Consider the following 24,393-nt stretch of genomic DNA (forward strand, 5'->3'; position numbering starts at 1 on the left):
GCGCCCGCCATGGACCCCATCTTCCAGAATCTGTTCGTGCTCGAGCTGGCCAACAACCATTGGGGCAGCGTCGAGCGGGGGCTCAAGATCATCAACGCCTTCGCCCAGGTGGTGCGCTTCAACAATGTGCGCGCTGCCATCAAGCTCCAGTTCCGCGATGTGGACCACTTCATCTCGCCGAGCTTCAAGGGTCGCGAGGACCTGCGCTACGTCAAGAAGACCGAGGCCACCAAGCTCGACAAGCAGCAGTACGCGACGCTGATCAATGCGATTCGCGACCAGGGATGCATTCCCATGGCCACGGCATTCGACGAGGCTTCGGTGGACCTGTGCGAGGAGTTCGACCTGCCCATCATCAAGGTAGCCAGCTCTGACCTGAACGACTGGTTCCTGCTCGACCGCATCGCCAAGAGCCGCAAGCCCGTCATCGTGTCGACCGGCGGTTCGTCCGAGAAGGACGTTGACGACCTCGTCACTTTCTTCGCCAACCGCCACATCCCGCTGTCGCTGAACCATTGCGTATCGCTCTATCCCACCGAAGACGATGAGATGGAGCTCAATCAGATCGACTACCTGCGTCAGCGCTATCCGCAGCTCGTCATCGGTCACTCAACGCATGAGTACCGTGATTGGCAGGCGTCCATGCTGATGTCCTACGCCAAGGGCGCACGCAGCTGGGAGCGCCACATCGACATCGAGGACGGCGGCATTCCCGTGTCGCCATATTGCTCGCTGCCGCACCAGATCGACACCTGGTTCAAAGCCTTCCATCAGGCCCGTGAAATGTGCGGTGCCAGCGGCCAGACCAAGCGCATTCCGAGCCGGCGCGAGATCGAATACCTGGATCAGCTGGTGCGCGGCGTCTACTTGAAGCGCGACCTGCCGGCCGGCTACGAGTTCCACCACGCCAGTGTGGACCGCGACTTCTACCTGGCCATTCCGCTCCAGAAGGGCCAGCTGTCCTGCCGCGAGGTCATGAACGGCCAGCGCTCCGTGCGCGAGCTCAAGGCCGATTCAGCTTTGATGATCGACGACCTGGACAGCCCTTATGCCAGCACGCCCGCGTTGCGCCAGCTGATCTACAACCGCGGCCTGTGAGCCTGGACTTCGCCACCTTTCTTGCCGCGGACTTCGAGCGGCTGTCGACCGCCGCCCCACCGCTGGCGTTGGACGGCCAGCGCCTGATGCTCAGCGGAGCCACCGGCTTTTTCGGCAAGAGCCTGCTTGCGCTGCTGGCCTGGCTGCACGAGCGCGGTCAGCGCTTCGACGTGGTGGGTCTGAGCCGCGATCCGCAGCGCTTCTTCGCCCTCGAACCGTGGGCCGCACGGCTGCCATGGTTCACGCTGCTTCGCGCCGACGTCAAGGAGGCTTGGCCCGGCGACGGCGCCTTCGACACGCTGCTTCATGCAGCTACCGACACCCACAGCCACGCCCACTCGGACCTGCAGGACGTCTTCGACGGCATCGTTGCCGGCACACGGCAGGCCCTCGCGTTCGCGGGTGGACACGGCGTGCGGCGGCTGCTGCTGACCGGCTCCGGTGCGCAGTACGGCGCGTTGCCGCCCGGGCCGGCGGACGAGGCCCACGGACTTGCCTGTGACGCAACACAACCCGGCAGCGCCTACGGCGAGGCAAAGCGCGCCGCCGAGCTGCTGGCCGCGCTCCACGCGCAGCGGCATGGCACGGCCGTGATCCCGACGCGCTGTTTTGCCTTTGTCGGCCCGGGGCTGGACCTGGATGGCCACTTCGCCATCGGTAACTTTATCCGCGACGCGCTCGCCGGCGGCCCATTGCGGCTCTCGTCGGACGGCTCTGCCGTGCGCAGCTTCCTTTACGGCGCGGATCTGGCCTGGTGGCTGCTGCACCTGCTGCAAGCCGCGCCGGCAGGGCAAGCGTTCAATGTGGGCTCCGACGCCGGATTGAGCGTGGCCGAGCTTGCCCACCTCGCTCGCGATGAACTATGCCCTGGCGCCACCGTGCGTCTGGGCCCTGCGCAAACTGGCGAGCCGCGCCGCCACTATGTGCCCGCCATCAAACGTGCGCGCGCTCTCGGCCTCGATGCGTGGACTCCACTGCCGCTGGCGCTGCAACGCACCGCACGCTGGTATCAGCAGGCGAACTGAGCCATGCCGCGCCTAGCGACCCGCTGCATCTGCTGTGAGGCATCGCCCCTGGAACGACAGGGCGCCGTGTTGATGCCCTTCGTCGCCGAGCGTGCGCTGGGCTGGCAGGCCTGCGAGATCACGCCCGACTGGGGGCTGCGCGATCTGTCCATCGGCTGGGCGCAGGCGCTCTGCACCAGCCTGCATTGCACGGACTGTGGCTGCCTGTTCGTCGACATGCGTTTCGACGGTGACGAGATGGCGCGCCTGTATGCAGGCTACCGCGGCCCAGACTACGAGGCACAGCGCGAGCGACTGGAACCGGGATACGCCGCGCGCAACCAGCGGCTTCTCGCAGGTGATGAGCACATTCCCGCCGTCGAGGCCTTCCTGCGCCCTTGGCTGCCTCCCCACCCCACCGTGCTGGACTGGGGCGGCGATACCGGTCAGAACACGCCCCTGCGGCAGATCGCCGCGCGTCATGACGTGCTGGACATTTCCGGCCGGCCGCTGGTGCAAGGCGCGACCGCCGTGGCGGTACCCGAAGGGGACTACGACCTCATCGTGCTGGCCCACGTCCTGGAGCACGTGCCCGAACCGAGTGCGCTGCTGCAGGAGGTGCGCTCGACCCTGTGCGCGAACACGTGGCTCTACGTGGAAGTGCCATTCGAGGCGCTGATGCAGGACTGCGAAGCCGACGCGGCTGCTTGGCGGCGCAAGCGGCATTGGCATGAACACATCAACTTTTTCAGCGCCGAGGGCATGCGTCGGCTACTGCAGCGATGCGGACTGCAGGTCCAGGCCGAGATCCGAATCGCCCTGGCAGGACCTGGTGTTGCGCTGGGGCTGCTGTGCCGCCGTTGGCCCAGCGCCTGATTTCATGCCGTTCACGCCGGACGCTGTAGAAGGCGCCGATAGTGCCGCCATGCGATCAGCAGGCCCACCAAGGTGCAGCCGAGATGAGTCGCGGCAACGAGAGGCAAATCGCCCATGCGAGCCACTGCTGCAACCAACGCAAGGCCCGCTAGGCCGCCAATCACGTTCAAGCGCAGCAGCGGCTCCAGCCGATCGGCGCGCAGTACCACCGCATAGCAGGCGGTGGCGTGATGGGCCAGCCCCGCCATGAGCAGCAAGCCGAGGGTGCCAAGATCAGGTAGCCGCTCGGCCAGCGCAGGCGCGCGTTGCAACAATCCGGCCACCGCCGCCAAGGCGAGAAGCGCAGCGACAAGCGCCAACGCCAGCGATGGCAACAGCAGGTGCGCCAAACGGCGGCGAAGTCCGGCGAGATCTCCCTGCGCCAGCAGCACGGCAAACCGCGCCGACTGACTCAGTGGCCAAGCGGTGCTGAATAGCAGCAGCATATTCATCGCCGCCAGCGCGATGCCGAAGCGTGCCGTGGCCGCCGCTCCCTGGCTGAGCAGCAACAGCGGGTTGAGTGCCTGGAACACCAGGAAGCCCGCCAGGGCACTCAGGCCGATTCGCCATTGGAAAGGCCATAGCTGCTCGCCCCATGAGAAGCGGCCCGCTGCTTGAGCCACCTGCCCATGAGTCCGGCCACCTGTGCGTGATTGCAACCACCACAGCATCGGCACCGCAGCGCGGACTGCGAAATACATCGCCAAGGCCCACAGCCCACCACCCATCCACAGACTGCCGACGAAAACGCAGGCCCCCAATACCTCTTGGGCGAAGCGCAAGCGCCAAGCCAAGCCCACCGAGCGCGCGCCTTCCAGCCAGTACAGCTCCAGCTGCGCCATCTGCATGGCCGCTGCCGAAACGACCAACGCGCACCATGGCCCGAGCCAGCAATGCGTGACCGACACGGGCAGCCAAACGGCCACTGCGACACCCGTGAAGCCACCGACGCAGGTGAGCCATGTCAAGCCGCGCCAACGCGCCTGATGGCGCAGCTGCACGGCCGCCGTTACCTCACCCCGAGCCCGCAAGTGTCCGGCCATCTGCAGGCTGGCATAGCCGACGCCGAACTCGCCCAGTTGAATCAGCGCCGCCAGACTCAGGAATGTGAAGAACAGCCCCTGCACTTCGAGGTTATAACCACGTACCACGCAAACCACTGCAAGCAGCGCGCCGCATCCTTGAACTGCGCGGGTCAGCAGAGCCCACCGCACCTCGACGCTGAGCATGCGCACAAGCGCAGCAATCACGGCAGTCGCACCGGCTGTCGAAGCGCCAGGGCGAGCCAACCGGGCCGCAAAGTACCCACGTAGTGCCAAGCATGGCCCCGATAGCGGGCCATACTGCTGCCGTTGTCGAGCCAGCGAGAGCCCTCCCGCATCTGCCGGGCCAGTTCCTGCCCCGGCGTGATAGCGCCAATGCACAGCATCAGCGCCAGTGCGGCACGCCAGCGGTCCGGCATTTCGCCGCTATGCAGCGCACGCGCAGCGCAAAGCATCAACAGCGCGACCGGGGCGATACCGGCACGCATCACTAGGTCATTGCCCGGCCCGAAGCGCAGCAGCGGCAGTACCAGCAGCAACGCACAGGCGGCCCAGAACACCCAGCCTTGGCGGCGCGGTCCGGCAGCCAACAGCGCAGCGGCCAAGAAACCCCATTCCAGCAGCCCGAAACAGACCAGCTGATACCAATTGGCCTTGGCCGCAACTACCTCGACCAGCTCGCGGCCCTCGGCAGGCAGAGCGTCGGTGACGATGCCGAAACTGACAAATACCGCCAAAAGGGCCAGCAGTGGCAGCGCCGCCAGCACGGCAGGGCGCATCAGTTCGCGCACCCAGCGTTGCAAGGGTTGATGGCGCAGCGTCGTCAGCGCCAGCAGCGGCAACAGCCCGACACAGGCCAGCGGCGACCACAGCGCACCGGCCAGCAGCAGCAGCGCTGCGGGCGCTAACGCCAAGCCCGCTTCACGGTGACGCCAAACCAGCGCCGCACCCAGCCAGCCCGGCAGCGCGTGGTTGGGCGCCCAGAACACTAGCGTGGTTTGCGAAGAGTACTGAAGCCAAGGTGCCCACCACTCGATGTGTTCGCCAAACTCTGGGGAGCGCGCCTTCTCCAGCAGGAAGCCCAACATGTCCATGCCGCTGAAGAAGACCAGCACAGCTAGAAGCCCGGCGATGACAACCGGCCGTCGGCTGGGCCATGACTGGATCACCAGCGCAAAGAACAGCATCACACCGAGCGCCGTCCACAGACCGAGCAGCAGTCGAGCTGACTCCACGCCGCTCAACCAGGCTCCCAGGCCAGCCGGAATCAGGTAGTAACCCATGGAGAAGCGCAGTACCGCCTCGCCGCCGCCCAGTTCGCCGTACCCCACGGGCCAGGCACCGAGTGTCAGATCGCGCAGCACGACCATGCGCACGCTCCAATCCTCGTTCAGTGGCAGCACGCCGAGCAAGCCGCTGCTGCCCACCCATATCAACGCAACGGCGCCAATCGCCAGCCATAGCTTCCCGCTGAGCCGTTGCGCGCCGTGCTGGCAGCGCTTGACGACAACATGCCCGCTGCACGCCAACAGTCCGCTAAGCACCAGCGCGACCGGCCAGCGCCACCAGCCCCAGAAGAACAAGACCATGGGCGCCAGCAGGTAGCCCAGCGCAACCAACTCCAGCCGGTCGAGCTGGCGCGCATCACTGACGCCATTCACGACTGGCGCTCGCCGGAATGGCGCGGCAGCGCATCGCCCGGCGGCAGGTTCACGCGCTCCTTTTCCACCACCAGCGGACGCTTGCTGACCTGCGTGTGGATGGCCGCGACGTACTCACCCACCAAGCCGATGAAGAAGAGTTGCACCGCGCCGAAGAAGAACAGGCCAATGATGATGGGTGCCGTGCCGACGGAAAAGTGTTGCCAGAAAAGCAGCTTGGCGACCAGATAGCCGAGCGAAACAAGCAGGCTGACGGCGCTCAATGAGAAACCGGCCAGCGTGGCCAGCCTAAGCGGCAGCTTGGAGTGGCTGGTCAGCCCCAGCATGGCCAGGTCGTACAGGGTGTAGAAATTGTTCTTGGTGATGCCGCGCACGCGTGCCGGCTGCTCAAACTCGACCGTCGCATAGCGGATACCCAGTTCTGCGATCAGCCCTCGGAAATATGGATAGGGGTCGCCCAAGGCGCGGATCATCTCGACCACCGACCGGTCGTAAAGACCGAATCCGGTGAAGTTGGCGATCATCGGTACATCGGCCATGCGACCGAGCGCGCGGTAGTAAAAGCGCCGGACAAGTGACATCGCCCAGGTTTCGCGGGAGTGCGGCTTCACGCCCAGCGCGATCAGTTCGCCGGCGCGCCAGTGGGCAATGAACTGGCCGATGAGCTCCGGTGGGTCCTGCAGATCCGACGCCATGCAGATGACGGCCTGGCCGCTCGCCTGGTACATGCCGTGCAACGGCGAGCGCACATGACCGAAGTTCCGCGCGTTGACGATGAGCTTGACGCGTGGGTCGGCGGCAGCGAGCGTCTTGACGCGAGCGACCGTGCCATCGGTGGAACCGTTGTCCACATAGATGTGCTCGAACTCCAAGTCAGCCGCAGGGCCGCCGGACTCGAACTGGGCCTTGATACGCTGGTGCAACTCGGCGACGTTGTCGGCCTCGTTCAGGCAGCTGGTGACGATGCTGATCAGGGTCATGCGCGCGCATCCTAGGGCTTGCGCGACCAGCCCGGCCGCTCAGGGCGCTGCGGCGCGGGCGGAACCGCCGGAAGACGCAACGATGGGCTGACGCTCCGGCAGGATGTAGACCAGGCTCTTGCCGCTGCCCAGCGTCGGCAGCACGACCTCGTCGAAGAAGGCCGGATCGACGACGACGCAGCCGAGCGTGACCCGGCGCTCTTCCAGGTTGGCGGACGCCAGGCGCTCCGGGCGGCGCTGGTTGACAGGCGTGGGGCGCAGGCGATGGATGGCGAGGTTGGCGTCGTAGTCGAACCAGACGATGCGTTCGCCCTTGAGGTTGCGACCCGGCTGGGCTTCAAATCGGCCGGCCGGCGTGACGCGCTCATGCCGGGCCAGCGCTGCGGGATCCTTGCCGCGCGCGCTGGCGGGCTCGATGTCGCCGGGCGTCAGCCCAAGCAGCGCGGCCGTGCGGCCGATGAGGCGGCCGTCGGCCGCGTAGACGGACAGCGTCGCCTGCCGCTTGTCGACGATGGCAAAAGGGCGGCCGTCACGGACATCGCTGGACACCGGCCGTGAAATGACCTCTGCCCCCGCGTTACTTGCTGAAAGAACGCTGCATCCGATGAGGATGCTGCAAAAACCGACCCTGGCAAGATTTGCCCAACTGCTGCCCACGCGACGCCCCATTGACGGTGGCGGCGCAACCCTCGCGCCTGCCTCGGGGGCAGTCTAGAAAAGGGCGCTTGTAACCAAAAGCCTAGAAGTTCACGGTTTGGCGTTGTTACCTCGCCGGGAGCCAGCTTGGGCAAGGACTTGCGGCGCGGCATCGGGGAAGAACGCGGTCAGCGGGCGCTTCTCGGGCAGCACATAGACGACCGCGCGGCCCTTGCCCAGGTTGGGCCAGACGGTGCGGTCGAAGAAGTCGACCGGGATGTTGATGCAGCCCCAGCTGATACGGTTGTCGGCGGCCGTCTTGCTGGCCAGCCGCTCCAGGCGCCGCTCCTTGGGATTGGTGGCACGCACCCGGTGCATGGAAACAGCGGCGTCGTAGTCGACCCATACGACATCGTGGCCCAGCGCGTTGCGGCCTGGCTCCGAGACGAAGCGGCCGGCCGGCGTCGTGCGCTCCTGCGGGCGAATGTCTTCGATGGCCTTCTCCCCGATGCCGGGCGCGGATAGGTCACCGGCGGCATAACCCAGCAGCACAGGGCTGGTACCGAGCAATCGCCCGCCAGCGGCGAAGACATAGACCTGCGCACGGCGCTTGTCGACGATGGCGAACGGACGGTCGCCATTGTCGGCAGCCCGCACGGCCCAGGCCGCCACATGCGTGACGTCGCGCGGCGCTCGCACTTCCCCGAGATCGAGGTGGCGTTCCGTCATGCTGGGCACAGCTGAGGTGACCGGCGGCATGCGGTTGCTTGCCACGGCCGCCTGGGGCGTGACGGCCGGCGCCGTGGTCTTGGGCTTGTTGCCGACAAAAAAGTAAAGCGCGGCCAAGACCAGGGCGGCGACTACACCGCCCTGGCCCAGGCCGACAAGGATGTCGCGCCGCCTTGCAGCGGCAGCGAGTTCGGCGCGTTCTCCGAAACGCATGGTTGCTCCCGGAGCTGACGCTGGCGCGACTTAGTTACGGTCAGCGCGGGGGGCCGGCTCGTAGGTTGAGCCAGTGGTCGACATGTCGGTCGATGCGGCCGTCGTGTTCGCATTGTTGTTGTACGAACTGTCGGTCGTGCTGCGCGTCGTCGAATCGCTCGTCAGCGGCGCGGTGCTATCCACCGGGGGGGTCGTGCGTGCCGGGTCGTCGGCAGGCATGGCCTGTTGGGCGGCCGTGGTGCTGTCCACTGGCGTCACCGCATTCGGGTCGGCGGGCGTTTGCTCGCTGATCGGCTCGGCGGTGGCAGCCGTCATCGGTTCGGTCGGCTGGACTTGTTCATCAGTCTGGGCCCAGGCGAGGCCGATACCGGTCACGAGGACGGCAGCGGTCAGGGCACTGGTGGCGGTCTTGAGCTTGGACATGGTGGGACTCCTTTTCAATGCGGGGACCGGTCAGATGGCCGGCTGGTGAGGCCAGGCAGATCATTTCCACCGGCTGGAATCCACTCTATTGGCCCATGCTCGCGGCTGGCGTCGGTTCGTCGCCCAACGCCATGTAGGAGGTACCCCCACACCGTAGCGGGTGGTTACCTCACGCTACCGAAACTCAGAGGGAAAACTCGTAGTCGATGGTCAGCGGCGCGTGGTCGCTTAACATCTGGCCCGTGTAGATGGACTCGCTACGAGCCAGGGCTGCCAGGCCGGGGGTGGCGAGGTGGTAGTCCAGCCGCCAACCGACGTTGTTGGCCCGCGCGGCGCCGCGGGCGCTCCACCAGGTGTATTGCTCAGCCTTGTCATTGAGCGTGCGGAAAACATCGACCAGGCCGCCGCCGTCTGCACCGGCGTCGAACAGGCGGGTCAACCAGGCGCGCTCCTCGGGCAGGAAGCCGCTGTTCTTCTGGTTGCTGCGCCAGTTCTTCAGGTCGATTTCCTTGTGCGCGATGTTGACGTCGGCCACCAGGATGAATTCGCGCTCGGCCTTCAGCGCCAGCAGATGCGGATACAGCGCCGCCAGGAAGCGGTACTTGACCTGCTGTCGCTCCTCGCCGCTGGTGCCGCTCGGGAAGTAGACGCTGATGAGGCTGAGCTTGCGGCCCGGCTTGTCGAAGCGCTTCTCGACCCAGCGGCCCTCGTTGTCGAACTCGTCGATGCCCAGGCCGGTGATGAGGTCGCTCGGCTCCTCCTTCGTGTACAGGCCCACGCCGGAGTAGCCCTTCTTCTGCGCGTAGTGGAAGTGGCCGTTGAGCCGGTCGCAACTGCGGAACTTGGCCTCGACGACATCGGCCTGCGCCTTGAGTTCCTGCACGCCGACGGCATCGGCCTCCTGCTGGCAGAGCCACTCGAAGAAGCCCTTGCTGGCGGCAGAGCGGACGCCGTTGAGGTTGGCGGTGATGAAGCGCATCGGGGCTGACGGAAGGCTGGGTTCAGGGAAGTATCGCAGTGCAGCAAATGCACAACACCGCGGCGAGCTTTCATCACAAAACGGTCATCTGATCTTTACGATCCCGTAGGAATCAGAGGCGCGACAGGCGCCCATTTCTTTTCTCCATCTGCTTCCGACCCCCGCCAACCCGAGGATTTCTCATGTCCAAACACAGCATTACTCCGACGCTGCTCGCGCTTGCGCTGAGCGCGGCCTTCCCGATGCAGGCCGCCTTGGCGCAGACCGCGCCGGCGCCCGAGGCCAAGAAGGACGTCAGCCAGCTGGAGGCCGTCATCGTCACCGGCAGCCGCCGGGCTGAGAACCTGAGGGAAGTGCCGCAATCGATCTCGGCCATCAAGTCGGAGGAGCTGGACACCTACAACGCCAGCGGCCAGGACATCCGCGCCTTATCTGGCAAGGTCCCGAGCCTGAACATCGAGTCGGACTACGGCCGCACCTTCCCGCGCTTTTATGTGCGCGGCCTGGGCAATACCGACTTCGACATGAACGCCTCGCAGCCCGTCGGCCTGGTCTACGACGACGTCGTGCAGGAAAGCATTGCACTCAAGGGCTTCCCGGTGTTCGACATGGAGCAGGTCGAGTTGCTGCGCGGCCCGCAGGGCACCCTCTTCGGCCGCAACTCGCCGGCTGGCGTCATGAAGTTCGACTCGGCCAAGCCGGGCAAGCGCTTTGAAGGCTATGCCAACCTCGGCATCGGGCGCTGGAACTCCGTCAACGTGGAAGCCGCCGTCAACGTGCCGCTGAGCGAAGACTGGCAAATGCGCGTCGCCGGTATCGCGCAGCGCCAGGACGACCGCGTGCACAACCCGATCGCCGGCGCGACCGCCGACCTCGAGGGCTACAACGACAAGGCGCTGCGCGTCCAGGCGGCCTACAAGAACGGCGGTTTCTCGGGCCTGTTCAAGGTCCAGGCGCGTGACTTCAAAGGCACCGCGACGACCTTCCGCGCCAACATCATCAAGAAGGGCACGAACGACTTCGTCGACGGTTACGACGACAGCTACTACCCGACCGACGGCTACAACTCGCAGACGCTGACGTCCAGCGAAGTCAGCGCGCGCCTGCGCTGGGACTTCGATGGCGTGTCGCTGTACTCCATCACCGCCCACGACCGCGCCAAGTTCTACAGCCGCGGCGACGTGGACGGCGGCTTCGGCGCGCCTTATGCGCCGCCCTCCGGCCCGAACTACGGCAACCAGCCCGCCAACATCCCGTTCGACGCACAGACCGCCGACGGCATCCCCATGCTGCGCCAGACGACACAGGAGTTCCGCCTGCAGTCCAACACCAGCGCGCCGCTGCAGTGGATCGCGGGCCTCTACTACTTCAATGAGAAGCTGCAGGTCGACAGCTTCAACTTCGACAGCTTCGCCCCCGGCGACCCGCAGAACGGCTACGCCGTGCAGCACCAGGAAGCCAAGTCCTGGGCCGCGTTCGGCAACCTGAACTACGCGGTGACGCCCGACTTCAAGGTGCGTGGCGGCCTGCGCTACACCGACGACAAGAAGGACTTCACCGCGTCGCGCACGCAGACGCCGTTCGGTGGCGCCAACGTCGGCCCGCTGGTCACGAATCCCAAGTCGACGAACTGGAGCTGGGACCTCGGCGCCAGCTACAACGTCGACAAGGCGACGACTTTGTTCACGCGCGTCGCTACCGGCTACCGTGCACCGTCCATCCAGGGCCGCGTGCTGTTCGGTGACACGATCTCGGTGGCCAACCCCGAGAAGGTGCTGTCGGTCGAGGCCGGCTTCAAGGCCGACCTGCTCAACAATACAGCCCGCATCAGCGGAACGGTGTTCAAGTACCGCGTCAAGGACATGCAGCTCACCGCCGGCAGCGGCAGCGTGAACCAGAACCGCCTGATCAACGCTGCCAAGGCCGAAGGCCAGGGCTTCGAGATCGATGCGCAAGCCATCATTGCGCGCGACTGGCGCACCACCCTTGGCTTCTCGTACAACGACACCGAGATCAAGGACGCTAACCTGTTCGCCTCGCCCTGCGGCGCGCCCTGCACGGTGCTGGACCCGGCAGGCCCCGTGACCGGCTCAGTCAGCATCAACGGCAACCCGCTGCCGCGCGCGCCCAAGGTCGTCTGGAACTGGACGCTGAAGTACAGCACCGAGATCGGCAACGGCGAGCTGACCGTGCTGACCGACTGGGCGTTCAAGGACAAGTACAACATGTTCCTGTACGAGGCCGTCGAGTACCGCGCCAAGTCGGCCCTGGAAGGTGGCCTGCGCGTCGGCTACGGCTGGGCCAACGGCAAGTACGAGGTCGCCGCGTTCTCACGCAACATCACCGATCACCGCCAGGTCGTCGCCGCCATCGACTTCAACAACCTGACCGGTATCGTCAACGAGCCGCGCAGCTACGGCGTTCAGTTCAAGGCCAGTTTCTGACCTTGTGGGACGGACCTGGCCGGGCACTCCTGGCCAGGTCGGTCCTCAACTGAATCAGCGCAAGACGTCATGCGGGCCCTGCCCGCGACTTGGTGAAAACCAGCTGATGGCCCGGCCCTTTCTAGGGGTCGGGCCTGTTTTTTTGACCCCTAGAATCTTTGTCACATGCCCGCCGCTCCCGCCGACTCCCTTGCCCAGTCCTTTGTGGCCTTCGCCGTCGAGGCCGGGGTGTTGCGCTTTGGCGAGTTCAAGACCAAGGCCGGCCGGCTCAGCCCCTACTTCTTCAACGCCGGTCTGTTCGACGACGGCGCCAAGCTCGGCCGCCTGGCCGGCTTCTATGCCGAGCGCCTGATCGCTTCTGGTCTTGCCTTCGACATGATCTTCGGCCCGGCCTACAAAGGCATCACGCTGGCTGCGGCGGTGTCGATGGAGCTGGCGCGCCGCGGCCACAACCTGCCCTTCGCCTACAACCGCAAGGAAGCCAAGGACCACGGCGAGGGCGGCACCCTCGTCGGCGCGCCCGTCCGGGGACGCGTGCTGATCATCGACGACGTGATCTCCGCCGGCACCTCGGTGCGCGAATCCATCCAGATGATCGAGGCGGCCGGTGCCACGCCTTGCGGCGTGACCATCGCGCTGGACCGCCAGGAAAAGGCGGCCGAGGGTGGTGTCGACAGCCCGCAGTCGGCCGTGCAGCAGGTGCAGCAGCGCTACGGCCTGCCCGTCGTGGCCATCGCCGGCCTGGCCGACCTGCTGGCCTACCTGGAGGGTGCACCAGAACTGGCCGCCCACCGGCCAGCCGTGTTGGCCTATCGACAGCGTTACGGGGTGTGAGACGCCGATGCGCAGGTTGACCGTCGTCACCGGATTGCTGGTCGCGGCCTGTGCGCAAGCCCAGGACACTTCGCCCGGCAAGGGGATCTACACCTGCACGACGGCCGATGGCCGCAGGCTGACCGGCGACCGGCCCATCCCGGAATGCACGTCGCGTGAACAGCGTGTGCTCAACCCCGACGGCTCGCAACGCGCGACCCTGCCGCCCTTCCTGAGCCCCGAAGAGCGCACAGTCAAGGAGGCGGCCGACCGCCGCGCCGCGGCCGAGCGCATCGCCCAGCTGGACGCCATTCGCCGCGACCGCACGTTGATGCAGCGGTACCCGAACGAGGCGGCCCACCAGCGCGCCCGCAACACCGCGCTGGATGACGCCAACAAGGCGACCCGCATCTCGGAGCGCCGCATCAAGGATCTGAACCACGAGCGCAAGCCGCTGTTGGACGAGGCCGAGTTTTACAAGGGCAAGCCGCTGCCCGGCAAGCTCAAGCAGGCGCTGGATGCCAACGACGCCGGCATCGAGGCGCAAGAGGTTCTCATCGAGAACCAGAAGGCAGAGATCGTGCGCATCAACACGCGCTTCGACGCTGAACTGGCCCGCCTGCGCAAGCTGTGGGCAGGCGCCACGCCCGGGTCGATGGCGCCGCTGACCGAGCTGCCGAAGTCGTCACCGCCGACTACGCCCAAGCGCTGAAGCTGCATTTGCAGCTTCAGGACAACCCGCAGTACTAGCCCAGCTTTTTCTTCAGCAGCTCATTGACAAGGGCCGGATTAGCCTTGCCCTTGGTCGCCTTCATGGCCTGGCCGACCAGCGCGTTGAAGGCCTTGTCCTTGCCCGCGCGGTACTCGTCGACGGACTTCTGATTGGCAGCCAGCACCTCGTCGAGGATGGCCTCGATGGCGCCGGTGTCGCTGACCTGCTTGAGGCCCTTGGCTTCGATGACCGCGTCGACATCGCTGGCCTCACCCGACCACAGCGACTCGAACACCTGCCTGGCAGCGTTGTTGGAGATCGTGCCGTCGGCAATGCGCGCGATCAGCCGGGCCAACAGCTCAGGGCCGACCGGCGCGGCTTCGATCCCACGGTCCTCTGCATTGAGCCGTCGCGAGATCTCACCCATGACCCAGTTGGCGACCAACTTGGGCGCGGCACCTGCGGCCTTGGCGGCCTCGTAATAGCGGGCGACGGGCAGGCTCTGCGTCATCATCGTCGCGTCGTAGGCGGGCAGCCCGTCGACGCTTTCGAAGCGCGCCGCCATCACGCGCGGCAGTTCCGGCATCTCGCCCTTCACACGCTCCACCCACTCTGAGCCGATCACCAGCGGCGGCAGGTCGGGGTCGGGGAAGTAGCGGTAGTCGGCCGAGTCTTCCTTGCTGCGCATCGCGCGCGTCTCGCCGGTGTCCGGGTTGTAGAGCACCGTGGCCTGACGAATCTTGCGGCTGTCCTCGATCTCGTCGATCTGCCAGTTGACCTCGTAGTTCACCGCGTCGACCAGGAAGCGGAAGCTGTTGAGGTTCTTGATCTCACGGCGCGTGCCGTACGGATCGCCGGGCTTGCGCACCGACACGTTGACGTCGCAGCGGAACGATCCCTCCTGCATGTTGCCGTCGCAGATGCCCAGCCACATCACCAGCGCATGCAGCGTCTTGGCGTACTCGGCGGCTTCAGCGCCGGAGCGCATGTCGGGCTCGGAGACGATCTCCAGCAGCGGCGTGCCGGCGCGGTTCAGGTCGATGCCCGACTGGCCGTGATAGTCCTCGTGCAGGCTCTTGCCGGCGTCTTCTTCCAGGTGGGCACGGGTCAGGTTGACCTTGTGCTTGACGTCGCCGACAAAGAACTCCACCGAGCCGCCCTGCACGACCGGGATCTCGAACTGGCTGATCTGGTAGCCCTTGGGCAGGTCCGGGTAGAAGTAGTTCTTGCGCGCGAAGATGGACAGCGGCGCGACCTTGGCGCCGACCGCCAGCCCGAAACGGATGGCGCGCTCGACGGCGGCGCGGTTCAGCACCGGCAAGGTGCCAGGCAGCGCCAGGTCCACGGGCGAGGCCTGCGTGTTGGGCGCGGCGCCGAACGCGGTCGAACTGCCGCTGAAGATCTTGCTCTGCGTGGAGAGCTGGACGTGGTTTTCGAGGCCGATAACGACCTCATAACCGCGGATGAGCTTGGAAGTGGCCATGTTCAGAATCCTGCCGGGGCGCGCTGATGCCAGTCGGTCGCCTGCTGGAGGGCGTGGGCCGCGTGCAGCAACTGACCCTCCTTGAAGTAGTTGCCGATGAGCTGCAGGCCGACCGGCATGCCGCCTTCGCCGCTGCCCACCGGCACGCTCATGCCGGGCAGGCCAGCGAGCGAGCCGGGCAGCGTGAAGATGTCGGCCAGGTAGGCCTGGGTCGGGTTGTCCTTGCCCTCGCCATGCTTCCAGGCGACCGTGGGCGCCACCGGGCCGGCAATCAGGTCGCACTGGGCAAAGCACTGCTGGAAGTCGTCCGCGATCATGCGGCGCAGCTTCTGAGCCTGCAGGTAGTAGGCGTCGTAGTAGCCGTGCGAAAGCACATAGCTGCCGATCATGATGCGGCGCTTGACCTCGGGGCCGAAACCCTCGGCGCGCGTCTTCTTGTACATGTCGAGCAGGTCGTCGTACTGGGCCGCGCGGTGGCCGAACTTGACGCCGTCGAAGCGGCTCAGGTTGGAGCTGGCCTCGGCCGGGGCAATGATGTAGTAGACCGGGATGGCCAGCTCGGTGCGCGGCAGCCTGACGTCCACCAGCGTGGCGCCCAGCTTTTCCAGCTCCGCAAGACCTGCGCGCACGGCCGCGTTCACATCGGCAGACAGGCCGGCCGGGAAGAACTCTTTCGGCAGGCCGATGCGCAGGCCAGCCAGCGGCTTGCCGGCAGAAGCACCGTCGCGAGCCACCAGCATCTGGGCATGAAAGTCCTGCGGCGGCTGCTGCACGCTGGTCGCGTCGCGCTCGTCGAAGCCGCTCATGCCGGACAGCAACAGTGCGCAGTCCTCAGCGGAACGGGCCATCGGGCCGGCCTGGTCCAGGCTGGAGGCGAAGGCGATCATCCCGTAGCGCGAGCACACGCCATAGGTCGGCTTGATGCCGGTGATGCCGGTGAAGCTGGCCGGCTGGCGGATCGAGCCGCCGGTGTCGGTGCCGGTCGTGCCAGGCACCAAGCGCGCGGCCACGGCGACGGCCGAACCGCCCGACGAACCGCCCGGCACGCGGCTGACGTCCCAGGGGTTATGCGCGGGGCCATAGGCGCTGTTCTCGTTGGCCGAGCCCATCGCGAACTCGTCGCAATTCAGCTTACCCAGCGCCACGGTGCCGGCCGCGTTCAGGCGGGCGATGACGGTGGCGTCGAAGGGGCTGCGGTAGCCAGCCAGGATATTGGAGCCGGCCGTCGTCGGCATGTCGGCGGTGACGTAGATGTCCTTGTGCGCCATCGGCACGCCGGTCAGCGGGCCGGCGCTGCCGGCAGCCAGCACCGCATCGGCCGCGCTCGCTCGGGCGAGGGCGCCGTCGCCGTTCACATGCAGGAAGGCGCCCAGGCCTTCATGCGCCTGGATCCGGCTCAACAGCGCTTGTGTGGCTTCGCGGCTGGACAGCGCGCGGCTCTTCAGGGCGCTGGCCAGCTCGGCCACGCCCATGTCGTGAACGGGCTTCATTCGATGACCTTGGGAACGAGGAAGAGGCCGTCCTCGACGGCCGGGGCGCTGCGCTGGTTCAACTCGCGCTGGTTGCTCTCGGTGACGACGTCATCGCGCAGGCGCAGCTCCACCTGCTGGATCGCCGACAGCGGCGTGTACAGCGGCTCCACGCCGGCCGTGTCGACGGCGCTCATCTGGTCGACGATCTTGAAGAAGTCGTTCAGGTTGCCCAGCAGCGCCTCGGACTCGGCCGGTTGCAGTTCAAGCCGGGCCAGGTTGGCGATGCGGCTCACGTCGTCAGGGGTGAGGCTCATGAAGGGTTTTCAGATGTAAGCCTGAAGCCAGAAAGCCAGTGTTGGCGGGCCTCAGAATGGGGTGTTCGGTTATTATCGCCGCCCATCTCCAAGGCCTTCGAGGCTGCCCATTCAGCGATGCAATTCATCGCCGGCGGGGCGGCCTCGCTGCTTATCCAGCCCCCCGATTTCGAGCCGCGCCCTTGCCGGCGAGGCTCCCTGCGCCACACCATGTTCGCCTCCCTGCGCCGTTATTTCTCGACCGACCTCGCCATCGACCTCGGCACCGCCAACACCCTGATCTACGTGCGCGGCAAGGGCATCGTCCTCGACGAGCCTTCGGTGGTGTCGATCCGCCATGAGGGCGGCCCCAACGGCAAGAAAACCATCCAGGCCGTCGGTCGCGAGGCCAAGGCCATGCTCGGCAAGGTGCCCGGCAACATCGAAGCCATCCGCCCGATGAAAGACGGCGTCATCGCCGACTTCACTGTCACTGAGCAGATGCTCAAGCAGTTCATCAAGATGGTCCACGACTCCAAGACCTTCAAGCCCAGCCCGCGCATCATCATTTGCGTACCCTGCGGCTCGACCCAGGTGGAGCGCCGCGCGATCCGCGAGTCCGCGCTTGGCGCTGGCGCCAGCGAGGTCTACCTGATCGAGGAGCCGATGGCCGCAGCCATCGGTGCCGGCCTGCCGGTCTCGGAGGCTTCGGGCTCCATGGTCGTCGACATCGGCGGCGGCACCACGGAAGTGGGTGTCATTTCGCTCGGCGGCATGGTCTACAAGGGCAGCGTGCGCGTCGGCGGCGACAAGTTCGACGAAGCCATCATCAATTACATCCGCCGCAACTACGGCATGCTGATCGGCGAGCCCACCGCCGAGGCGATCAAGAAGAACATCGGCAGCGCCTTCCCTGGCAGCGAAGTCAAGGAGATGGAGATCAAGGGCCGCAACCTCTCCGAGGGCGTGCCGCGCAGCTTCACGATCTCGTCCAACGAGATTCTGGAAGCCCTGACCGACCCGCTGAACCAGATCGTCTCCGCCGTGAAGAACGCGCTGGAGCAGACGCCGCCTGAACTGGGCGCCGACATCGCCGAGCGCGGCATGATGCTGACCGGCGGCGGCGCGCTGCTGCGCGACCTGGACCGCCTGCTGGGCGAGGAGACCGGCCTGCCGGTGCTGGTGGCCGAGGACCCGCTGACCTGCGTGGTGCGCGGTTGCGGCATGGCGCTGGAGCGCATGGAGCGCCTGGGCTCCATCTTCACTTCGGAATAAGCCGCTAACTCGCCAGGCGCGCATGCCCCTCGGCACCCTAGACCGCACACCCCCGCCGTTCTTCCGCCAGGGTCCGTCGGCGCTGACCAAGCTCGCGCTGTGCTCGGCGCTGGCGCTGTTCATGATGGTGGCGGATGCCCGCTTCAAGCTGATGCAGCCGGTGCGCGCCGGCTTCGCCCTCGTGCTGCACCCGGTGCAACGCCTGCTGCTGACACCGGTAGATGCCTGGGAGACGGCCGGCGACTACCTACGCGGTACCCAGCGCGCCATGGCAGCCGAGGACCAGGCTCGCCGCCAGCTCAGTGCACAGGCCGAGCGCCTGTCGCGCGCGGAAGCGCTTCAGACCGAGAACGACCGGCTGCGCAAGTTGCTGGGCCTGGTGCCTTCGCTGAGCGTGCCGGCCATCCCTGCCGAGGTGCTGTTCGAGGCGCCCGACCCGTTCTCGCGCCGCGTGGTGCTCGACCGCGGCGCGACGGTCGGCGTCACCGCCGGCGCGCCTGTCATCAACGAGGCCGGCGTCCTGGGGCAGGTGACGCGCGTCTACCCGCTGTCCGCCGAAGTCACGCTGCTGACCGACAAGGAGGCCGCCATCCCGCTGCTGAACGCACGCACCCAGATGCGCAACGCCGCCGCCGGCCGGGCCGACGGCGCGGGCATGGAACTGCGCTTCCTGGCTGCGAATTCGGACGTGAAGGTCGGCGATGTGATGACGACCTCGGGGCTGGACGGCGTCTATCCGCCGGGCTTGCCGGTCGCCAAAGTCAGCGCCGTCGAGCGGCGCGGCGACTCCAGCTTCGCCCAGGTGCTGCTGGCACCCATCGCCCAGCCGGACAGCGCCCGCCACGTGCTGGTGCTGCTGCCGCAGGACCGACACCTCTCGGCCAAGCGCGAAGCCGATGTGGCTGCAGTCGCCGAAGCGGCATCGGCCGCTGACACCAAGGCCAGCGCTCGCGCCGCGAAGAAGGTGGAGCGCGCCGAGAAGGCCGCCGCCAAGGCCTCGGGAGCCGCGCCATGATCATGCCGCGCGCCGCCGACCAGCTGCTGCTGCCGGCCAACCCCTGGTTCATCGCCTTCACGCTGATCGTCGCCCTGATGATCGACATGGTGCCGGCCGGTCGGCATGCGGCCATGCCGGACGTGCTGGCCGTGGTGCTGGTGTTCTGGGGCGTGCATCAGCCCAGGCGCGTCGGCGTGCTGTGGGCCTTTGTGTTCGGCCTGCTCGTCGACGTGCATGACGGCGCGCTGCTCGGCCAGCACGCGCTGGCCTACAGCGCCCTGAGCTTCGGCGCGATCATGCTGCACCGCCGCCTGACCTGGTTCCCGCTCGGCGCGCAGGCGGTGCAGGTCCTGCCGCTGTTCTTCGGCGCCCATGCACTGGCGCTGGTCGTGCGAATGATCGTCGGCGGCATGTGGCCGGGCTGGGGCGTGCTGCTGGCGCCGGTGTTCGAGGCCGCGCTGTGGCCGGTGATCAGCGTGCTGCTGCTGGCGCCGCAGCGCCGCGCGCCGGACCGCGACGCGAACCGCCCGCTCTGACAGCGCCCTCAGCCGTGGTCGTCCTCAAGAACCTCCCCCAGGAGCTGTCGCGGTTTCGCATGCGCGTGCTGGCCGCCGCGGCCTTCGTGCTGTTTTGCTTCGGGCTGTTGGTGGCCCGTCTGGTCTGGCTGCAGGTCATCCAGCACGATGACCTGGCGGCCCGCGCCGAGTCGAATCGCATTGCCATCGTGCCCATCGTGCCCAACCGCGGCCTGATCAAGGACCGCAACGGCGTCGTGCTGGCCAGCAACTATTCGGCCTATACGCTGGAGATCAACCCCGAAAAGGTGGTCGACCTCGACGCCACCATCGAAGCACTCGGCGAGATCCTGGACATTCAGCCACGCGACAAGCGCCGCTTCAAGCGCCTGATGGACGAAGCCAAGCACACCGACTCGCTGCCCATCCGCACCAAGCTGACCGACGAGGAGGTCGCCCGCTTCACGGCCCAGCGCTATCGCTTTCCGGGCGTGGAGATCAAGGCGCGGCTGTTCCGCTCCTACCCGCTCGGCGACGTCGGCGCCCACCTGATCGGCTACATCGGCCGCATCAATCAGGCCGAGAAGAAGCAGATGGAGGATTGGGAGGAGGAGGACCTGGCCAACTACCGTGGCACCGAATACATCGGTAAGCTCGGTCTGGAGCAGGCCTATGAGCGTGAGCTGCATGGCATCACCGGATTCGAGCAGGTCGAGACCAGCGCGGGCGGCCGCGCGGTGCGCCGCCTGGACCACCGCCCACCGACGCCCGGCAACACGCTGAATCTGTCCATCGATATCAAGCTGCAGGCCCTGGTGGAGCGGCTGTTCGGCGAGCGCCGCGGCGCGCTGGTGGCCATCGACCCGCGCAACGGCGAGGTGCTCGCCTTCGTGTCCAAGCCGACCTTCGACCCCAACCTCTTCGTCGACGGCATCGACGCCGATTCCTGGCGCGAGCTCAACGAGGACATCGACAAGCCGCTGCTCAACCGCGCGCTGCGCGGCACCTACCCGCCCGGCTCGACCTTCAAGCCGCTGATGGCCATGGCCGCACTGACCAGCGGCAAGCGCGGGCCGAACGTCGTCATCCAGGACAACCTGACCTACAGCTTCGGTGGACGCACCTTCGGCAGCCCGGAGGCCGACCGGCCCGGCCCCAAGGACATGCGCCTGGCCATCGTCGGCTCGTCCAATGTCTACTTCTACAGCCTGGCCAACGAGATGGGTGTGGACCTGATCCATGACGAGCTGGCACCCTTCGGCCTGGGCCGCAAGACCGAGATCGACGTGCAGGGCGAGGTCACCGGCGTGCTCCCCTCACAGGACTGGAAGCGCCGCTATTTCGCCAAGAATCCGGCGAACCAGAAGTGGTTCCCGGGCGAGACCATTTCGCTGGGCATCGGCCAGGGCTACAACAGCTTCACGATGCTGCAGATGGCCAATGCCTATGCCATCGTCGCCTCGGGCGGCCAGCGCTACCGCCCGCGCCTGGTGCGCGAGATCGAGGATGTCGTGCGCCATGAGCAGCGCCGTACCGCCAGTGACGCGCTGACCCCGCTGCCGCTGCGGCCTGCCGATGTGGACGTCATCCGCAACGCGATGGGCGGCGTGACGCTGGAAGGCACGTCGCGCCAGGTCTTCCTTGGCGCGAGCTATCTGAGCGGCGGCAAGACCGGCACCGCTCAGGCCGTCGGTCTGCGCGCCGGCGAGCGCTACAGCGCCATCAAGGCCGACGAACGCAAACGCGACCACTCCCTCTACGTCGCCTTCGCGCCGGTGGACCAGCCGAGCGTCGCGCTGGCCGTCATCGTCGAGAACGCCGGCTGGGGCTCCGCGGCCGCCGCACCGATTGCGCGCCGCGTGTTCGACTACCTGCTGGCCGGCGTCTACCCCAGCGAGGAAGACATTGCCAAGACGCAGCTGGGCCAGACCTACGCGCCCATCGGCACGCCGCGCAAGGTGGCTGACGTGCCGCTGCTGCCACCGAGCCAGGCCGCATCTGCGGTGACGGCAGCTGCGGCGTCCGCACCGGCTTCAGGAGCTTCGCGATGACCGTCTTCGAGCGCCCGCCGCTGTGGCAACGCGTGAAGCCCTGGCTCAGCGGCCTGGACGCACCGCTGCTGCTGGCCATCGTCTGGATGTGCGGCTGGGGGCTGCTGTGCATGTACTCGGCCGGTTATGACCATGGCACGCGGTTCGTCGACCATGCGCGCAACATGGGGCTGGCGCTGGGCCTGATGTACATCGTCTCGCGCGTGCCGCCGCAGACGCTGATGGCCCTGGCCGTGCCGCTGTACACGCTCGGCATCGCGCTGCTCATCGCCACGGCGCTCTTCGGCGTCAGCAAGAAGGGGGCGACGCGCTGGCTCAGCGTCGGCGTGACGCAGATCCAGCCGTCCGAGCTGCTCAAGCTGGCCACGCCGCTGATGCTGGCCTGGTGGTTCCAGAAGCGCGAGGGCTTGCTGCGCTGGCCGGACTTCATCGCCGCCTTCGCGCTGCTGCTGCTGCCCTTCCTGCTGATCGCCAAGCAGCCCGACCTCGGCACCGGCATCCTGGTGCTGGCCGCTGGGCTGTATGTCATCTTCTTCGCCGGCCTGCCCTGGAAACTCATCGTGCCCGCGGTCGTGCTGGCGGCCGCCGGTATCACGGCGCTGGTGCTGAGCGAGGACCAGATCTGCCAGCCCGAGGTGACCTGGCCCCTGCTGAAGCCCTATCAGAAGACCCGTGTCTGCACCCTGCTCGACCCGACCAAGGACCCGCTCGGCAAAGGCTTCCACATCATCCAGGGCGAGATCGCCATCGGCTCCGGCGGCCTCACGGGCAAAGGCTTCATGCAGGGCACGCAGACGCACCTGGAGTTCATCCCCGAGCGCACGACGGACTTCATCTTCGCGGCCTTCGGCGAGGAGTTCGGACTGATGGGCGCACTGGCGCTGCTGGCCGGCTTTTCGGCGCTGATCCTGCGCGGGTTGATGATCGCGTCGGATGCACCGACGCTGTTCGGTCGGCTGATGGCGGGCGCGGTGACGCTGAGCTTCTTCACCTATGTCTTCGTCAACATGGGCATGGTCAGCGGCATCCTCCCCGTCGTGGGCGTGCCCCTGCCCTTCATCAGCTATGGCGGCACGGCCATGGTGACGCTGGGCCTGTCACTCGGCCTGCTGCTGTCCATCGCGCGCGCCAAGAAGCTGGTCAAAACGTAGCAGCAGGCACCGCTTGGAAGCGGATCGTGAAGCGCGCGCCCGGCCCCTGGCCATCGGGCGATTCACCGCCCGCAGCGCGGCGCACACGGGTGTCGTCCAGCGTCAGCTCGGCCTCGTGCTGCTGCACGATTTCCTGCACGATGGCCAGGCCCAGGCCCGAGCCTTCGGCGCCGCTTCCCAGCGAGCGGTAGAAGGGCTGGAAGACCTTGTCCCGCTCCGCCGGTGCGATGCCCGGCCCGGTGTCCTCGACCTGCAGCACGATGACCTGGCCGAAGGGGTCCTCGACGATGCGCACCGTCACGAGCCCGCCCGCGGGGGTGTAGAGCAAGGCGTTGTCGACCAGGTTGCGGATCAGCTCGCCAATCAGCACCGGCTGGCCCTGCACGCGCAACCGGCTGTCGTCCGGCGCAACGCCGTCGTAGCCCAGGTCGATGCGCCGCTCCAGCGCGCGCGGCACGAAGTCGCGCACCGTGTCGATGGCGATCTCGGCCAGGTTGACCGGCTCACGCCGCATGGCCTGCTCGGCGTCCTCGGCGCGCGCCATGGACAGCAGCTGGTTGACCATGTGCGCTGCACGCTCGCTGGCCCGGGCGATGTGGGCCAGCGAGCGCTTGAGTTCCTCGGGCGAGGCACGGCCGGCGTCGATCTCGCGCTGGATCAGCTCGGCCTGGGTGCGTAGGCCCGCCAGCGGTGTCTTCAGCTGATGCGCCGCATCGGCAAGGAAATGCTTCTGGCGGCTCATCGACAGGTCCAGCCGCATCAGCAGGTCGTTGATGGCCTGAACCAGCGGCGCCACCTCATCGGGCACGCGCTGTTCATCGATGGGTGACAGGTCTGAACTCTCGCGCGAGCGGATGCGCCGCTGCAACTCGTTCAGCGGCGAGATGCCGCGTGCCAGCGCCAGCCAGACCAGCAGCACCGCGAGCGGCAGGATGACGAACTGCGGCAGGATGACACCCTTGATGATCTCGTTGGTCAGCCGCGCGCGCTTGCCCAGGGTCTCGGCCACCTGCACGAGCATGGTCTTGGTCGAGCCGGCCTGGCCCTCGGGCGACACCCAGAGGTAGGCCACGCGCACGGCATCGGTGCCGACCTCGTCGTCGCGGAAATGCAGTTCCCAGGGGACGACGGGCGCGTCCTCCGACGGCACAGGCAGGCTCGCATCGCCGCTGAGCAGCTCGCCGCGCACGCCGAGTACCTGGTAGAAAACCGTGTCCGACGCGTCCGCTCGCAGCAGCGCCGCCGCCTCCGGCACCAGCGCATAGCGGTCGCGGCCCTTGGCCGGCGCGGACTCGGCCGCGACTTGCAGCCCCAGGCTGCGCGCCACCTCGCCCAGTTCGCGGTCATAGGGCCGGCTGGCGATGCCCTGGGCCACCAACCAGGTCAGCGCGACGCTGATCGGCCAGATCAGCAACAGCGGCGCAAGCATCCAATCGAGGATCTCGCCGAACAGCGAGCCCTGGGCCGCAGGGGCGCCCGCCCGAGCCATCGAGCCCTGCTCGGGGC

Annotated in this window: 22 protein-coding genes; 11 read left to right on the forward strand and 11 right to left on the reverse strand. The window is 67.0% G+C overall.

Annotated features, from left to right (window positions below; all coding sequences use genetic code 11):
* The first annotated feature begins 9 nt into the window (after positions 1–9).
* The 3 genes from ASC81_RS12130 to ASC81_RS12140 all read left to right on the forward strand — a co-directional run bounded on the left by ASC81_RS12130 (position 10) and on the right by ASC81_RS12140 (position 2,978).
* The gene (locus tag ASC81_RS12130) at positions 10–1,098 is read left to right on the forward strand and encodes an N-acetylneuraminate synthase family protein (RefSeq protein WP_056267109.1); all 1,089 of its coding nucleotides are present in this window, start codon (positions 10–12) and stop codon (positions 1,096–1,098) included.
* Positions 1,095–2,123, forward strand: a complete 1,029-nt coding sequence (locus ASC81_RS12135; protein WP_056267111.1) for an NAD(P)-dependent oxidoreductase — start codon at positions 1,095–1,097, stop codon at positions 2,121–2,123. Before ASC81_RS12130 ends, ASC81_RS12135 begins: the two co-directional genes overlap by 4 nt.
* A 72-nt stretch (positions 2,124–2,195) precedes the next feature.
* Positions 2,196–2,978, forward strand: a complete 783-nt coding sequence (locus ASC81_RS12140) for a class I SAM-dependent methyltransferase (protein ID WP_056267114.1) — start codon at positions 2,196–2,198, stop codon at positions 2,976–2,978.
* 11 nt (positions 2,979–2,989) lie between these two features.
* On the opposite strand, the gene ASC81_RS12145 is transcribed toward ASC81_RS12140, so the two are convergent.
* The 7 genes from ASC81_RS12145 to ASC81_RS12175 form a co-directional block, all read right to left on the reverse strand.
* Positions 2,990–4,267 carry a hypothetical protein gene (locus ASC81_RS12145; RefSeq protein ID WP_156392028.1) on the reverse strand — a complete coding sequence of 426 codons (1,278 nt, stop codon included), beginning with the start codon at positions 4,265–4,267 and terminating at the stop codon, positions 2,990–2,992.
* Entirely contained in the window at positions 4,264–5,721 is a 1,458-nt protein-coding gene (locus tag ASC81_RS12150) for a hypothetical protein (protein ID WP_056267118.1), read from the reverse strand. Before ASC81_RS12150 ends, ASC81_RS12145 begins: the two co-directional genes overlap by 4 nt.
* Positions 5,718–6,701, reverse strand: a complete 984-nt coding sequence (locus tag ASC81_RS12155) for a glycosyltransferase family 2 protein (RefSeq protein ID WP_056267119.1) — start codon at positions 6,699–6,701, stop codon at positions 5,718–5,720. Before ASC81_RS12155 ends, ASC81_RS12150 begins: the two co-directional genes overlap by 4 nt.
* 39 nt (positions 6,702–6,740) lie before the next feature.
* Positions 6,741–7,250 carry a hypothetical protein gene (locus tag ASC81_RS12160; RefSeq protein ID WP_056267122.1) on the reverse strand — a complete coding sequence of 170 codons (510 nt, stop codon included), beginning with the start codon at positions 7,248–7,250 and terminating at the stop codon, positions 6,741–6,743.
* A gap of 198 nt (positions 7,251–7,448) precedes the next feature.
* Positions 7,449–8,279 (reverse strand): hypothetical protein, encoded by an 831-nt coding sequence (locus ASC81_RS12165; protein WP_056267125.1) that lies wholly within the window; start codon positions 8,277–8,279, stop codon positions 7,449–7,451.
* 30 nt (positions 8,280–8,309) lie between these two features.
* The gene (locus ASC81_RS12170; protein ID WP_056267128.1) at positions 8,310–8,702 is read right to left on the reverse strand and encodes a hypothetical protein; all 393 of its coding nucleotides are present in this window, start codon (positions 8,700–8,702) and stop codon (positions 8,310–8,312) included.
* 184 nt (positions 8,703–8,886) lie between these two features.
* The gene (locus tag ASC81_RS12175) at positions 8,887–9,681 is read right to left on the reverse strand and encodes an exodeoxyribonuclease III (RefSeq protein WP_056267131.1); all 795 of its coding nucleotides are present in this window, start codon (positions 9,679–9,681) and stop codon (positions 8,887–8,889) included.
* A 182-nt stretch (positions 9,682–9,863) separates the two neighbouring features.
* Here ASC81_RS12175 and ASC81_RS12180 point away from each other — a divergent pair, with 182 nt between their 5' ends.
* The 3 genes from ASC81_RS12180 (at position 9,864) to ASC81_RS12190 (ending at position 13,650) form a co-directional block, all read left to right on the forward strand.
* Complete coding sequence (locus tag ASC81_RS12180) at positions 9,864–12,125, forward strand: TonB-dependent receptor (RefSeq protein WP_056267136.1); 2,262 nt, start codon at positions 9,864–9,866, stop codon at positions 12,123–12,125.
* 165 nt (positions 12,126–12,290) lie between these two features.
* Positions 12,291–12,959 (forward strand): orotate phosphoribosyltransferase, encoded by a 669-nt coding sequence (gene pyrE, locus ASC81_RS12185; RefSeq protein WP_056267139.1) that lies wholly within the window; start codon positions 12,291–12,293, stop codon positions 12,957–12,959.
* 7 nt (positions 12,960–12,966) lie between these two features.
* Positions 12,967–13,650 (forward strand): hypothetical protein, encoded by a 684-nt coding sequence (locus ASC81_RS12190; RefSeq protein ID WP_056267141.1) that lies wholly within the window; start codon positions 12,967–12,969, stop codon positions 13,648–13,650.
* A 34-nt stretch (positions 13,651–13,684) separates the two neighbouring features.
* Here the strand turns inward: ASC81_RS12190 and gatB are convergent, their stop codons facing one another.
* Genes gatB through gatC form a run of 3 tightly spaced genes read right to left on the reverse strand, consistent with a single transcriptional unit; the run spans position 13,685 to position 16,919 of the window.
* Entirely contained in the window at positions 13,685–15,133 is a 1,449-nt protein-coding gene (gene gatB, locus ASC81_RS12195; RefSeq protein ID WP_056267144.1) for an Asp-tRNA(Asn)/Glu-tRNA(Gln) amidotransferase subunit GatB, read from the reverse strand.
* Positions 15,134–15,135: 2 nt separating this feature from the next.
* A complete protein-coding gene (gatA, locus tag ASC81_RS12200) occupies positions 15,136–16,623 on the reverse strand; it encodes an Asp-tRNA(Asn)/Glu-tRNA(Gln) amidotransferase subunit GatA (protein ID WP_056267147.1) in 1,488 nt (495 codons plus the stop codon).
* A complete protein-coding gene (gene gatC, locus ASC81_RS12205; protein WP_056267150.1) occupies positions 16,620–16,919 on the reverse strand; it encodes an Asp-tRNA(Asn)/Glu-tRNA(Gln) amidotransferase subunit GatC in 300 nt (99 codons plus the stop codon). Before gatC ends, gatA begins: the two co-directional genes overlap by 4 nt.
* 210 nt (positions 16,920–17,129) lie before the next feature.
* On the opposite strand from gatC, the gene ASC81_RS12210 reads away from it, so the two are divergent.
* From ASC81_RS12210 to rodA, 5 genes are read left to right on the forward strand one after another with little or no spacing between them, the layout of a single operon-like run.
* Positions 17,130–18,173: a rod shape-determining protein gene (locus ASC81_RS12210; RefSeq protein WP_056267561.1), complete on the forward strand. Its 1,044-nt coding sequence runs from the start codon at positions 17,130–17,132 to the stop codon at positions 18,171–18,173.
* Between the two features lie 22 nt (positions 18,174–18,195).
* On the forward strand, positions 18,196–19,188 hold the full coding sequence (gene mreC / locus ASC81_RS12215) for a rod shape-determining protein MreC (RefSeq protein WP_056267151.1): 993 nt from the start codon (positions 18,196–18,198) through the stop codon (positions 19,186–19,188).
* Positions 19,185–19,706: a rod shape-determining protein MreD gene (gene mreD, locus ASC81_RS12220; protein WP_056267154.1), complete on the forward strand. Its 522-nt coding sequence runs from the start codon at positions 19,185–19,187 to the stop codon at positions 19,704–19,706. The genes mreC and mreD overlap by 4 nt, the downstream gene beginning before the upstream one ends.
* Positions 19,707–19,720: 14 nt before the next feature.
* Positions 19,721–21,736, forward strand: coding sequence for a penicillin-binding protein 2 (gene mrdA, locus ASC81_RS12225; RefSeq protein ID WP_156392030.1), 2,016 nt, complete (start codon positions 19,721–19,723; stop codon positions 21,734–21,736).
* Positions 21,733–22,887 carry a rod shape-determining protein RodA gene (rodA, locus tag ASC81_RS12230; RefSeq protein ID WP_056267157.1) on the forward strand — a complete coding sequence of 385 codons (1,155 nt, stop codon included), beginning with the start codon at positions 21,733–21,735 and terminating at the stop codon, positions 22,885–22,887. The genes mrdA and rodA overlap by 4 nt, the downstream gene beginning before the upstream one ends.
* On the opposite strand, the gene ASC81_RS12235 is transcribed toward rodA, so the two are convergent.
* Entirely contained in the window at positions 22,877–24,376 is a 1,500-nt protein-coding gene (locus ASC81_RS12235; RefSeq protein WP_056267568.1) for a sensor histidine kinase, read from the reverse strand. The two genes, rodA and ASC81_RS12235, sit on opposite strands and share 11 nt — an antisense overlap.
* Positions 24,377–24,393 lie beyond the last annotated feature (17 nt).

The sequence above is a fragment of the Pelomonas sp. Root405 genome (genome assembly GCF_001425165.1).
GTDB lineage: Bacteria > Pseudomonadota > Gammaproteobacteria > Burkholderiales > Burkholderiaceae_C > Pelomonas.

Bases quoted from the DNA above. Each gene is read 5' to 3' on its own strand.
- ASC81_RS12130 (WP_056267109.1), top strand. From the start codon at position 10: ATGGACCCCATCTTCCAGAATCTGTTCGTGCTCGAGCTGGCCAACAAC.
- ASC81_RS12140 (WP_056267114.1), top strand. From the start codon at position 2,196: ATGCCCTTCGTCGCCGAGCGTGCGCTGGGCTGGCAGGCCTGCGAGATC.
- ASC81_RS12155 (WP_056267119.1), bottom strand. From the start codon at position 6,701: ATGACCCTGATCAGCATCGTCACCAGCTGCCTGAACGAGGCCGACAAC.
- ASC81_RS12165 (WP_056267125.1), bottom strand. From the start codon at position 8,279: ATGCGTTTCGGAGAACGCGCCGAACTCGCTGCCGCTGCAAGGCGGCGC.
- ASC81_RS12170 (WP_056267128.1), bottom strand. From the start codon at position 8,702: ATGTCCAAGCTCAAGACCGCCACCAGTGCCCTGACCGCTGCCGTCCTC.
- ASC81_RS12175 (WP_056267131.1), bottom strand. From the start codon at position 9,681: ATGCGCTTCATCACCGCCAACCTCAACGGCGTCCGCTCTGCCGCCAGC.
- ASC81_RS12180 (WP_056267136.1), top strand. From the start codon at position 9,864: ATGTCCAAACACAGCATTACTCCGACGCTGCTCGCGCTTGCGCTGAGC.
- pyrE (WP_056267139.1), top strand. From the start codon at position 12,291: ATGCCCGCCGCTCCCGCCGACTCCCTTGCCCAGTCCTTTGTGGCCTTC.
- ASC81_RS12190 (WP_056267141.1), top strand. From the start codon at position 12,967: ATGCGCAGGTTGACCGTCGTCACCGGATTGCTGGTCGCGGCCTGTGCG.
- gatB (WP_056267144.1), bottom strand. From the start codon at position 15,133: ATGGCCACTTCCAAGCTCATCCGCGGTTATGAGGTCGTTATCGGCCTC.
- gatA (WP_056267147.1), bottom strand. From the start codon at position 16,623: ATGAAGCCCGTTCACGACATGGGCGTGGCCGAGCTGGCCAGCGCCCTG.
- gatC (WP_056267150.1), bottom strand. From the start codon at position 16,919: ATGAGCCTCACCCCTGACGACGTGAGCCGCATCGCCAACCTGGCCCGG.
- ASC81_RS12210 (WP_056267561.1), top strand. From the start codon at position 17,130: ATGTTCGCCTCCCTGCGCCGTTATTTCTCGACCGACCTCGCCATCGAC.
- mreC (WP_056267151.1), top strand. From the start codon at position 18,196: ATGCCCCTCGGCACCCTAGACCGCACACCCCCGCCGTTCTTCCGCCAG.
- mreD (WP_056267154.1), top strand. From the start codon at position 19,185: ATGATCATGCCGCGCGCCGCCGACCAGCTGCTGCTGCCGGCCAACCCC.
- rodA (WP_056267157.1), top strand. From the start codon at position 21,733: ATGACCGTCTTCGAGCGCCCGCCGCTGTGGCAACGCGTGAAGCCCTGG.
- ASC81_RS12235 (WP_056267568.1), bottom strand. From the start codon at position 24,376: ATGGCTCGGGCGGGCGCCCCTGCGGCCCAGGGCTCGCTGTTCGGCGAG.